Annotated in this window: 11 protein-coding genes and 1 pseudogene; 3 read left to right on the forward strand and 9 right to left on the reverse strand. The window is 36.1% G+C overall.

Translation table 11 applies throughout. The annotated features are described in order from the left end of the window. The first annotated feature begins 239 nt into the window (after nt 1-239). Nucleotides 240-1,733 (forward strand): amino acid ABC transporter substrate-binding protein/permease, encoded by a 1,494-nt coding sequence (locus RV17_RS03150; RefSeq protein WP_083571958.1) that lies wholly within the window; start codon nt 240-242, stop codon nt 1,731-1,733. A 1-nt stretch (nt 1,734) separates the two neighbouring features. Then, nucleotides 1,735-2,472: an amino acid ABC transporter ATP-binding protein gene (locus tag RV17_RS03155; protein ID WP_071868498.1), complete on the forward strand. Its 738-nt coding sequence runs from the start codon at nt 1,735-1,737 to the stop codon at nt 2,470-2,472. A 264-nt stretch (nt 2,473-2,736) separates the two neighbouring features. Here the strand turns inward: RV17_RS03155 and dnaJ are convergent, their stop codons facing one another. The 7 genes and pseudogenes from dnaJ to RV17_RS03190 form a co-directional block, all read right to left on the reverse strand. Next, the gene (dnaJ, locus tag RV17_RS03160; protein ID WP_067484269.1) at nt 2,737-3,909 is read right to left on the reverse strand and encodes a molecular chaperone DnaJ; all 1,173 of its coding nucleotides are present in this window, start codon (nt 3,907-3,909) and stop codon (nt 2,737-2,739) included. Between the two features lie 261 nt (nt 3,910-4,170). After that, complete coding sequence (dnaK, locus tag RV17_RS03165) at nt 4,171-6,000, reverse strand: molecular chaperone DnaK (RefSeq protein WP_067484266.1); 1,830 nt, start codon at nt 5,998-6,000, stop codon at nt 4,171-4,173. A gap of 46 nt (nt 6,001-6,046) precedes the next feature. Beyond that, the gene (gene grpE, locus RV17_RS03170; RefSeq protein WP_067484263.1) at nt 6,047-6,610 is read right to left on the reverse strand and encodes a nucleotide exchange factor GrpE; all 564 of its coding nucleotides are present in this window, start codon (nt 6,608-6,610) and stop codon (nt 6,047-6,049) included. A gap of 96 nt (nt 6,611-6,706) precedes the next feature. Next, on the reverse strand, nt 6,707-7,750 hold the full coding sequence (gene hrcA / locus RV17_RS03175) for a heat-inducible transcriptional repressor HrcA (RefSeq protein WP_071868499.1): 1,044 nt from the start codon (nt 7,748-7,750) through the stop codon (nt 6,707-6,709). A gap of 230 nt (nt 7,751-7,980) precedes the next feature. Beyond that, nucleotides 7,981-9,162 (reverse strand): radical SAM family heme chaperone HemW, encoded by a 1,182-nt coding sequence (gene hemW / locus RV17_RS03180; protein WP_071868500.1) that lies wholly within the window; start codon nt 9,160-9,162, stop codon nt 7,981-7,983. Between the two features lie 101 nt (nt 9,163-9,263). Then, nucleotides 9,264-9,494 (reverse strand): annotated as a pseudogene (locus tag RV17_RS03185) (tyrosine-type recombinase/integrase); the annotation flags it as partial. 154 nt (nt 9,495-9,648) lie between these two features. Further along, nucleotides 9,649-10,482, reverse strand: coding sequence for a helix-turn-helix domain-containing protein (locus RV17_RS03190; protein WP_067484255.1), 834 nt, complete (start codon nt 10,480-10,482; stop codon nt 9,649-9,651). A gap of 235 nt (nt 10,483-10,717) precedes the next feature. Between RV17_RS03190 and RV17_RS03195 the strand changes: the two genes are divergently transcribed. Further along, nucleotides 10,718-11,371, forward strand: coding sequence for a hypothetical protein (locus RV17_RS03195; protein WP_067484252.1), 654 nt, complete (start codon nt 10,718-10,720; stop codon nt 11,369-11,371). A gap of 426 nt (nt 11,372-11,797) precedes the next feature. Here the strand turns inward: RV17_RS03195 and RV17_RS13385 are convergent, their stop codons facing one another. Together RV17_RS13385 and RV17_RS03200 are read right to left on the reverse strand one after the other, a co-directional pair. Then, nucleotides 11,798-11,959, reverse strand: coding sequence for a hypothetical protein (locus RV17_RS13385; protein ID WP_169819314.1), 162 nt, complete (start codon nt 11,957-11,959; stop codon nt 11,798-11,800). 44 nt (nt 11,960-12,003) lie between these two features. Next, nucleotides 12,004-12,222, reverse strand: a complete 219-nt coding sequence (locus tag RV17_RS03200) for a hypothetical protein (protein WP_067484249.1) — start codon at nt 12,220-12,222, stop codon at nt 12,004-12,006. Between the last annotated feature and the right edge of the window lies 1 nt (nt 12,223).

Genomic DNA, 12,223 nt, shown 5'->3' on the forward strand with positions numbered 1-12,223 from the left:
TCATTCCTTTTCATTTTATGACTTGCAAAAAGAAAAGGAAAGCAAAGGCATTCCTTACTAAAAAATTATAACACACCGAACATACTTTCGCCACTTCTTTCCCTCGACTGCAGATGTTAGGTTTTATAACATTGATTGTTAGGTTTTGTCGCTTTTTTCATTTTTTTAAGCTTCAGAACTTGTCTGATTCATTACTTTTCCCCTATAATAAACAGATATTGAGAATTTAGGAGGTAATTATGAAAAGAAAGCATTTATTCTACTCGTTCATTTTCATAATGGTAGGATTTGTCACACTTGCAACTAGCAATCCTGCCCAAGCAGAAACAAAAAATACGGAATCAAGCACCGCCGAGACGATGCAAATGATTCAATCCAAAAAAGACAAATACGTCGTTGCTAGCGACTCTGCCTTTGCACCATTCGAGTTTCAAAATACAGATGGCAAGTATGAAGGAATCGATGTTGAATTAATGAAACAGATTTCTGAGCTTCAAGGATTTAATATCCAAATGGACTACCGCGGTTTTTCTGCTGCTTTGCAAGCGTTAGAATCTGGTCAAGCTGATGGCATGATTGCTGGAATGACCGTCACAGATGAGCGTAAACAAAGTTACGACTTTTCTGACACTTATTTCGATAGCGGAATCCAGTTAGGTGTAAAACAAAGTGATACATCCATTAAAGCCTACAAAGATTTAAAAGGAAAAACAGTTGGTGCCAAAGTCGGAACCGAAAGTGCGGAATTTCTAAGTAATCACGAAGAAGAATATGGCTATAAAATCAAATACTTTGATGCTGCTGACCAACTATACGATGGGTTAAAAGTTGGTGCGATTGACGCAATAATGGATGACTATCCTGTCCTTGGTTATGCCATCAAACGAGGCCAAAAAATTGATACACCGATTGCAAAAGAATCTGGTGGTAAGTATGCCTTTGCAGTAAAAAAGGGTGAAAATCAAGAACTTTTAGCAATGTTCAATGAAGGTCTTAAAGAGTTAAAACGTACAGGAGCTTATGACAAAATCATCGACAAGTATGTAGCTACTTCAAATGAGTCAGCCGATTCAACCAAAGATGAATCAACAATCATTGGCTTGATCAAAAACAATTATAAACCACTATTACGCGGTTTCTGGATGACGATCGTACTTGCTTTGGTATCATTTGCTTTGGCATTAGTTGTTGGTGTCATTTTCGGCTTATTCAGCGCTTCACCAATTCGTGCGCTACGCACAATCGCAACCATTTACGTTGATGTGATTCGCGGAATTCCAATGATGGTACTTGCCTTCTTCATTTTCTTTGGCTTACCTGGTATCGTTGGATTTACAATCCCTGATTTCATTGCCGGCGTTATTACATTGACATTAAACGCGAGTGCTTATATTGCAGAAATCGTTCGTGGCGGAATCAATGCTGTTCCTGTCGGACAAATGGAAGCTTCAAGAAGTTTAGGTTTATCTTATAATCGAACGATGCAAAAAATCATCTTGCCACAAGCAATTCGAATCATGCTCCCTTCATTCGTTAACCAGTTCGTTATCTCATTGAAGGATACAACAATCATCTCTGCAATTGGTGTTGTCGAATTACTTCAAGCTGGTAAAATTATCGTTGCCCGTACAACCCAAAGTACGTACGTTTACCTAATCATTGCAATCATGTATTTAGTTTTGATTACCGCTTTAACAAAATTAGCGAAAGTTTTAGAAAAGAAGGTGAAGTAAGATGTCAGAAAAAATCTTAGTTGAACATCTTGTAAAAAAATATGGTGACAATACTGTATTGAACGATATCAACGTCTCAATCAACGAAGGTGATGTCGTTTGTATCATTGGCCCTTCTGGTTCAGGAAAAAGTACTTTTCTGCGTTGTTTAAATCGTTTAGAAGAGCCAACTGACGGAGATATTATCATCGACGGCGCTCACTTAATGGATAAAAACACAAATATCAATCTCGTTCGTCAACATATCGGAATGGTGTTCCAACATTTCAATTTGTTCCCTCACCTTTCTGTTTTAGAAAATATTATTCTTGCGCCAATGGATTTGAAAAAGGAGTCTCGCGAAGAAGCAGAAAAGAAAGCAATCAAGCTATTAGATACAGTTGGCTTGGCTGACAAAAAAGATATGTCACCAGAAATGCTCTCCGGCGGACAAAAACAACGCGTTGCGATCGCCCGTGCATTAGCAATGAACCCAGACATCATGCTTTTTGACGAACCAACCTCTGCACTTGATCCAGAAATGGTCGGCGACGTTCTAAACGTCATGAAAAAACTTGCGAAGCAAGGAATGACCATGGTCATCGTTACTCACGAAATGGGATTTGCCAAAGAAGTTGCCAATCGTGTCATGTTCATTGACGGTGGAAACTTCCTTGAAGATGGAACGCCAGAGCAAATTTTTGAAAATCCACAAAATGAACGTACAAAAGACTTTTTAGATAAAGTTTTAGATATTTAACAAAAGAACCTGAAACAGTTTCAACCCATGAAAAAGCATCGTCAAAATCTTGAATAAGGTTTTGACGATGCTTTTTTGATTTGTATTTTAGAAGAGCCAGTCGTCACTAAGCTCTTCTTTTATCCCTTTTACTATTCATTACTGAAGGAATGACGCGTTCATCGCAGTTCTTTTTTACTCAGCTTATTTCCAAAAGAGTTTACTACATTGAACGTATAAGTAATAAAACGGTGAAGCGACACATTTGTCAGCTTCACCGTTTTATTATTTACGCTTTTTTCCGCCAAAAGCGTCCTTCATTTTATCGAAAAAACCATCTTCTTGTTGTTCTTCGACTTTCATTCCACCTGCTTCAGCAAATGAGCGTAACGCTTCTTTTTGTTGTTCATTTAAGTTCTTCGGCGTAATCAGTTTCACTTTCACGTGTTGGTCACCTGTTGCACCACCACGTAGTTTAGGCGCACCTTTTCCGCGAAGACGGAAGTTTGTTCCAGTTTGTGTTCCTGCTGGGATCTTTAACTTAACATCTCCGTGAACAGTTGGAACTTGAACTTCATCTCCTAAAGCTGCTTGCACAAAACTCAATGGTAACTCGTAATAGATTTCTGAACCATCACGATCAAAAATATTACTTTCTTCAACACGGAAGACTACATATAAATCACCAAATGGTCCGCCGTTTTCACCTGCTTCACCTTGACCAGCTAAACGCATTTGTTGTCCTTCTTCGACACCGGCTGGTACATTCACTTTCACAGAGTGAGCTTTCTTTTCATGACCAGAGCCATGACAAGTTGGACATGGTTCTTTGATTTCTTTTCCGGTTCCATGACAAACATCACATGTTTGACGACTCATCACGCGACCTAATGGTGTTTGACGTTCAACATTGATTGTTCCTGAACCATGACATTTTTGACATGTAATTGGTTCCGTCCCAGGTTTTGCACCATTCCCATGACAAGTATGACAAACTTCTTCCCGGTTATATTTGATTTCTTTTTCAATACCAAAAATTGCTTCCTCAAAACTCAAATCAACTGTGTATTGTAAATCAGCTCCTTGACGAGGTGCCGTTGGATCAACTGAACGACCTCCGCCTCCGCCAAAGAAAGAATCAAAGATATCTTCAAAACCACCGAAGCCGCCTCCGCCTCCAGAGAATCCTCCAAAGCCACCGAAGCCGCCTCCGCCTCCAGCGCCATAGTTTGGATCTGTACCAGCGTGACCATATTGATCATACGCAGCCCGCTTTTGCGGATCACTTAAAATTTCATAAGCCTCAGACACTTCTTTAAATTTTTCTTCTGCATCTGCTTCTTTGTTAATATCAGGATGATATTTCTTAGAAAGTTTACGATAAGCTTTCTTTATTTCATCTTCTGAAGCCCCTTTTGAAATTCCTAGGACTTCATAATAATCACGTTTCGTTGCCATAGGCTTTCCTCCTATTGGTTCTAATACATCAAATTCACATCGCTTGTAATCATATCACATTTTAGTTGAAACCAAAACTGCTACTTGCATTCTTTCAAAAGAAAAAGACTGTGGCAAAAAGTCGAATCGACTTTCCCCATAGCCTTCTCTTTTTTACGAATAGGTAGACGTTTCAGAAAAGATGGCTTCAACTGAATCTACAGCTATCATCAAAGTCCAACTTTTCTGTTCTAGTCTACTCCTAGCACACTAGGGAACTAATTATTTGTCGTCGCCGTCGACTTCTTCAAAGTCAGCATCAACGACATCGTCTGCTCCGCCTTGTGCTGCTTCAGGATTTTCTTGCGCTTGTTGTTGTGCAGCTTGTTCATATAATTTAACTGTTAAGTTTTGAACGATTTCGTTCAAAGCATCACGTTTTGTTTTCATTTCTTCAATGTTATTTGCTTCAACTGCCGCTTTTAATTCATCGCGAGCTGTTTCTGCTTTTTGAACTTCTTCTGCGTCTACTTTACCTTCTAATTCTTTCAATGTTTTATCAACTGAGAATAATAAGGCATCTACGTCATTGCGAAGATCAACTTCTTCTTTACGAGCTTTGTCAGCTTCTGCATTAGCTTCTGCATCTTTTACCATACGTTCGATTTCATCGTCTGATAAACCTGATGAAGATTTGATTGTGATTTTTTGTTCTTTTGAAGTGCCTAGATCTTTCGCTGATACATTGACGATCCCGTTTTTATCAATATCAAAAGTAACTTCGATTTGAGGGATACCACGTGGTGCTGCAGGAATATCAGTTAATTGGAATCTTCCTAGTGTTTTGTTATCAGCAGCCATTGGACGTTCACCTTGTAAAACATGAATATCTACAGCAGGTTGGTTATCAGCAGCTGTTGAGAATACTTGTGATTTACTTGTTGGGATTGTTGTATTACGATCAATCAACTTAGTGAAGACCCCACCCATTGTTTCGATACCTAATGATAATGGTGTTACGTCAAGTAAAACAACATCTTTTACATCACCAGTGATGACCCCACCTTGGATTGCTGCACCCATTGCAACGACTTCATCAGGGTTCACTGATTTATTTGGTTCTTTACCAGTTTCTTTTCTTACAGCTTCAACAACTGCAGGAATACGAGTTGAGCCACCAACTAAAATCACTTCATCAATTTCAGATTGTGATAAACCAGCATCTTTTAATGCTTGGCGTACTGGAATTTTTGTACGTTCAACTAAGTCAGCTGTTAACTCATCAAATTTTGCACGAGTCAATGTCATTTCTAAATGCAAAGGTCCTGCTTCGCCAGCTGTGATAAATGGTAAGCTGATTTGAGTGCTTGAAACACCTGACAAATCTTTTTTCGCTTTTTCAGCAGCATCTTTCAAACGTTGTAAAGCCATTTTGTCTTGACCAAGGTCTACGCCGTTTTCTTTTTTGAATTCAGCAACCATGTAATCAATGATTTTGTTATCAAAGTCATCCCCACCTAAATGGTTGTCACCAGCTGTTGATAATACATCAAAGACACCATCACCTAATTCAAGGATTGATACGTCAAATGTACCACCACCAAGGTCAAATACTAAGATTTTTTCATCACGGTCTGTTTTGTCTAAGCCATAAGCTAAAGCTGCTGCTGTTGGTTCGTTGACAATACGTTCCACTTCCAAACCAGCAATTTTACCAGCATCTTTTGTTGCTTGACGTTGTGCATCGTTAAAGTATGCAGGAACAGTGATAACTGCTTTCTCAACTTTTTCACCTAAGTAATCTTCAGCAAAACCTTTGATATATTGAAGAATCATTGCAGAAATTTCTTGTGGTGTGTAAGATTTTCCTTCAACTTCTACTTTATACCCAGGTTCACCAATGTGACGTTTGATTGATGAAATTGTGTTTGGGTTAGTTACAGCTTGACGTTTTGCCACTTCACCAACTTGGATTTCACCATTTTTAAATGAAACAACAGATGGTGTTGTACGGTTTCCTTCTGGATTTGCGATAATTTTTGCTTCGTTTCCTTCTAATACAGCAACTGCAGAGTTTGTTGTACCTAAGTCAATACCAATAATTTTAGTCATATTAACGTCTCCTCATTAAATAAAATTTAGTTTATAGTTGCACGAATTACTGCGCGACGATGACCATTGTTGGTCTTAATACGCGATCGTGTAATTTATATCCTTCTTGCAAAACTTCCACAATCGTATCTGCCGGCACCTCATCAGATGCGGGAACAGTTTGGACTGCTTGGTGAAGCATTGGGTCAAATGTTTCGCCTTTTGCAGGGATTTTTTCAATTCCCTCTTCTTTCAAAGCAAAACGAACACCTTCTAATACCATTTCGACACCTTTTTTCAAGCTAGCACCTTGTTCATCTGAAACTTCTGTTGCTAGCGCTCGCTCTAGGTTATCAATTGAAGGTAATAATTTTTTAGCTAAATCTTGTGAACGATATTTTTGCAATTGTTCACGTTCATTTTTTCCGCGGTTTGCCATGTTGGCAATTTCAGCTCGGGCGCGTAGGAATTTATCTTCCATTTCTTCTAAGTCAGCTTTCAAGTTGACGATTTCAACATTTTCCACTTCAACTTCTGAAACACCTGAGTCTTCCGCAGCTTCTGTATCGACTTCCAAATCTTGCTGGATGTCTTTTAATTCTTTTTCTAATTCCTCTTGGTTTTCTTTCACGATACAGTCTTCCTTTCATTATTCAGTCAGCTGTCTTGATTGTTCATATTAAAAATCAGATTAGCTGCTATCAATTTTAGAAATGCGGACTTACAATCATGAGCCAGACAAATCAAGCAAACGATAGTAATCAGCCAGTCTATTCGCTAATTCTTTTCGATAGACATCGACCAACCCAAACATTCGTGAATACGGCATGCTTGTTGGTCCAAGTAAAGCAATTGTTCCTCGGCCATGTCCATCAATTTCATAACTTGCTTGAATCATGCTCATATTTTGTAGCAGATCATTCCCTAATTCAGAGCCAATCTTAATATGAATATTACTATCCATCGGAACAATCATTTGAGTAAGCTCGTCGGAATCCCTCATTAAAGAAAACATCGACTTAAACTGATTCAAATCTTGATGGGGTTCATAATCAAGCAGGTTCATTTGTCCACTCACATAAATCTTATCTTCAAATACTTGACCTAAAACAGCATCAAATAAGTAGGAGATACCTTCCGTTGATTGGAAATATTTATGTAAGATCATTGGGATCTCTGTTCGCAGTTTTTGATAAACCGTCATTAGCGGATCACCCACCAAGCGGTCATTCACAAGCCGAACCATTTTTTCTAAATCTTGACTCCCCAGGTTTGCTGGAAGAGTAAATACCTGGCTTTCAACATTGCCTTTATCCGTCACCACGATAGCAATAATTTGTCGATGGTTTAACGGTACGATTCGGAAACCAGTTAATCGGCGATCTTTCACTTCTGGTCCCAACGAGAATGTCGTATAGCTTGTCAGTTCAGATAAAATTTCAGCGGACTGACGAATGATTTCGTTAATCTCATGAAATTCTTTTCCTAAAGACTGCCTAATCACTTGCAAATCATCATTTGTTACACGAGTTGGTTTCAATAAATGATCCACATAGTAACGATATCCCGCCGCAGATGGAATCCGACCAGAGGAAGAATGAGTTTTTAACAGCAACCCGTCTTCTTCTAGCGCCTTCATATCGTTGCGAATCGTCGCTGAACTTGCTTCAATTCCCTCAGCCATTAGCGTTTTGGAACCAACGGGTACGCCACTACTCGTATAGTTTTGGATGATCAGACGCAAAATATCATTTTGACGCTGTGTTAACATCTTCCATCACCTCTCATTAGCACTCCTATCTTCTAAGTGCTAACCCACTTACTAATATAACAAGTCGTCTTCTTTCTGTCAAGAAAAACACATCACTTTTTAGCACTCTTCCACCCCGAGTGCTAACGATGAGTTTTATTCAAAAAAAAGCGGGAAATCAATGTTTGTTTGACTTCTCGCTACGCAATTATTTGTGATTATCTTTTTATTTAACTAAATTTAAACATTTTTTATTCATTGATTTCTGTTTTTGGTAACAAAAATTTTTCAAAAACTTCGTTCCCTAAAAATGTACCTTTAGGGGTTAAATAAACTCTTTCTTCAGTGTTCACCAACAAGTCGTCTTTCACTAACGTATCTAACGTTGACTGGTAGAGTGACTCTATCGTTTGTTGATAACGATCATAAAAATGTTGTTTGTTGATTCCGGATTTTTTACGCAACCCCAAAAACAGCTCCTCTTCAATCTGGTTGTTTCGTGATAACGTTTCTTTTTCTAAAATCGGTAAATTTCCTTCACGCAAGGGACGCAAATAATGCTGGATTGGCCCCTTGTTTCGATAACGTGTTTGATCAAGATACCCACTTGCCCCTGCACCAAAGCCAAAATAATGGTCATTATTCCAGTACATTAGATTATGTTGTGATTCATGACCGGTCAATCCAAAATTACTAATTTCATATTGATGACGGCCATGTTGTTCCATTGCTTCAATCGTTTCCTCGAACATTTGCGTTTCTGTTTCTTGATCGGGTAACTCTAATCGACCTTGTCTTACCCAGTTCATGAACATTGTTTTATTTTCCAAAATCAACGAGTATAAAGAATAGTGCGGTAAATCTAGCGCTAATGCTTTTTCCAGTGTATCACGATAATTTTCAAGTGTTTGTCCAGGCAAAGCATAAATCAAATCAATGCTTACATTGGAAAAGTTTTCTGCTTCTAAAAATGACATTGTTTGGTATACATCTTCAGCAGTATGCTTTCTGCCAATTTTCTTTAACAAACGATTATCAAACGTTTGAACGCCCATAGATAAACGGTTCACACCATAGTTTTTCATGACTTGTAGTTTTTCTCGCGTTAAATCACCTGGATTCGCTTCAACAGTAAATTCCTTTCCAGTTCGAAAAGGTAAAATATCACGAGCGCCTGCTAGCAAACGATCTAGTTGTTGTGCGGATAATGAAGTTGGTGTTCCCCCACCAACATATAATGTTTCTAAATCTTCTATAGGATGTTTCTCCATCATCAACTTCATCTCTTTTAGTAACATTTCAACATACTCATCAACTGGTTGGCCCTCTAAAAAAACTTTATTAAAATCACAGTAATAACAAATATGCTCACAAAATGGAATATGGATATACGCAGAAGTTTTATGTTCTGCGGAATTAGTTATTTCATTCATTGAATTAAACTCTCCTTACATCGAAAAGTCGTACCTTTTTTCGACCTTCTTTTCGACTACTCATATAAAAGCATACTAACTGTAATTGGGAAACAAATCCACTAAAAAATCCAAGAATCGACTTCTTGGATCACTTTTTCTTTCGTTGTACTAGACACTTGATTGTAAATTTCCAGTGTTGTTTTCATATTGGAATGACCCACTCGATCCATGATGGCTTTGATTGGGACGCCAGCTTCAGCCAAAAGAGAAATATGCGTGTAGCGAAAGGTATGTGTAGTAACATGTTTATTAAAATCAGGGTATTTTTCTCTTAAGATATCTTTGACACAGTTATTTATTCTTAAACAAAAATGTATTATTTCAGATGTTTGTTTTTTATTCAATACTTGTATTTTATTTTTTCATAATATGTTATCTTCGTGGTATACATTATTCTAACCATTCATTGTTGGATAGTGGACTTAGAATATTTTTCACATACGTTTATGTATAAACTTTTTCAATATAATCGACCCATTCCATTTCATCAAGCAATTCTAATGTATTTACGATTCTTCTTTTTTCATTTTCATTGTCAATCCCCTGATCATGATTTAACAATAGACTAAAAATGTTTTTTACCATTTTAGCTTGCATATCATCGCTATTAGAAATAATTTTATCGAGTTCACTTAAAAATAATTGGATATTTGCCTCATTTTTTCTCGTATAAGATAAAGACAGGCCATTGATAATAAAATTTTGTAAATCTCTTGAGTAATTTGAACTGTCTAAATAAATCTTCATATACTGTATACTTTCGACAAAATTAAACCTTATGTACTTATCTTCAAATAAAAATAAACAATTTGAAAATATAACAAGTTCGAATCTTCCCCATGTTTGTATCTTATCTAAATAGTTAATGATTTTTTTTGCAATTTTGCGTTGTTCATTTTTATCTAGTGCGTCACCTTTATACTCTCTAACTAAATAATATTGAGCATATAAACTGTAATAATAGAAATCTTTGGTATCAATATACATATCCAGAATTTCATTTGCAAAATTTATATCAAAAGGATTAAGGTACTTTTTCGATAATTCAACAGATACTTTCTTTTTACCTTCTAATTCTTTTTCATTCAATATGAATTCATATTCTTCTAAGCTAATATTTAGTCTTTTAATATATTTCAATAAAATAGTAAAACTTATTTTAATTCCCCCATTTTCAAAAGAAGACAATGTATTTCTATGTGAAATCCCTTCAGCCAGCTTTTCTTGGGTAAAATTCCTTTCTTTTCGTAAAAGTTTCAATAGTTCATTGTGCTCCATACAAACCCCTCCCTTTTTGTAAAATTTTAAATCATTTTACTCTATTTAAAAATACTTTTTTGACGAATTACTATGCAAAATAATCTGATGAGAAATTTACTTATATAATTACTTTGCAAACAACCATTATATGAAGGAGGTTATTTTATGGAAACATATCCTGAATTATTACTCGACGGCGCTTGGCAAACAACTGGAGTTAAATAAATTTATATAAGAAAAGAGGATAAATAAAATGATGAGAAAAGGATTTATTGGTTTAGCCGCAACATCAATGTTAGGTTTTTCACTTCTAAGTAGTGCTAGTCTAGTTGTAAATGCAGATGATTTAGCTGTCGTAGATTCTAATGGTATTCAGCTTTCAAACATAGATTCTTTTACCTTAGATCTTAATTCACAACAACAACTTTTTATGAACAAATTAACTCATATATATCCATACTTCTATTTCAATCATAATCAGCTTGCTTTATCAATTGATTATGATACATTAAAAACAGAATATGGTTTTACTGATGATGATATCGTTACAATTGATTCCATGTTAAAAGCTCCAGCAATCTCTTGGGATAACGAAACTTCCAATATTCAATCCAGAATGTATGTTAAAGGGAGCAAAGTATATTTCACTCATGCTGATGTAGTTTCTGCTCTTTACTCAGCAGCACTTATCGGTCCATCCGCTATTTATGCAGCAATAGTCGGGTTAGGAACCATTTCTCTCGGTCCAGTTGGAACTGCTATTGCGGGAGCAGTAGGGATTTTAGGCTTTCCAAGTTTGGCTGGGTTTACCTATCAAGTTATCCAAGCAGCTTCGAATGGACAAGGTGTCTATTTAGGAGTCGAAATGAACGGAATTTTTCCAAATATCGTCAGCGGTACATTTTAAAATAGATTGAGGGATTTTATTGAAGAATAGAAATTTGTTGGTCATAAGTATTATCTTAATCCTAGGATCTAATATAGGTTTTGTCACCCTATCTGATCCTCCAAAATCTATCTGGATTACACTTGTTTTTATTGGTAGTTGCTTATTTTTGTACACTTGTATAAAATACGGTCTTACTTTAAAAAAATTACTCATTTTTACTTTTTTGATTATCGCTACTTTTTTAGTATCAAATTTTTTTCTTAATATCTCTGCTTTACTGGTATATTTTGTTAATAGTTTAGTTGGTAGTCTGCTTATTTATTCATTAGAAAAAACATAATGGGTGCAACTACTTAAAAGACACGAACAACTTTACAGAAAATAGTCTATAAAGTTGTTCGTGTTTTTATATGTTTTCATAATTGGAACATATCAATCAGTTTTTTATTTATCCAACCCCACTAATTTTCGTTGCTTACGATTTGCCTCATCTGCTACATATTTCATTACCGTTTTAAATTCTTTTACGGAGGCATTTTCTGATAAATCAGCAATACTCTTATTGTATTTTTTTACGATTTTTTGTACTTGTTCTTTCTCAGTCATGTAATTTCTCCGATGTTTTTATCTGTCTCTGCTTAACGTAGCCTTCAATTATTATCATAAGAATCACCTTCTTTAATCAACTTCATTTCTTTTTTTAAATTCCAAAAAGAAGCAATACCGACAATCATTCCAATCATACTCAAAAATGCCCAAAAATATCTTTTTTGAAGAAGTAAGATGACTGAGAAAATAGCCATGATAATCGAGCAAAATATGCCTATATTAATCAAACGATTGATTTTTTCTTTTGTCTTTTTACGCATC

Source organism: Enterococcus thailandicus, assembly GCF_001886265.1.
In the GTDB taxonomy this organism is placed as follows: domain Bacteria; phylum Bacillota; class Bacilli; order Lactobacillales; family Enterococcaceae; genus Enterococcus_B; species Enterococcus_B thailandicus.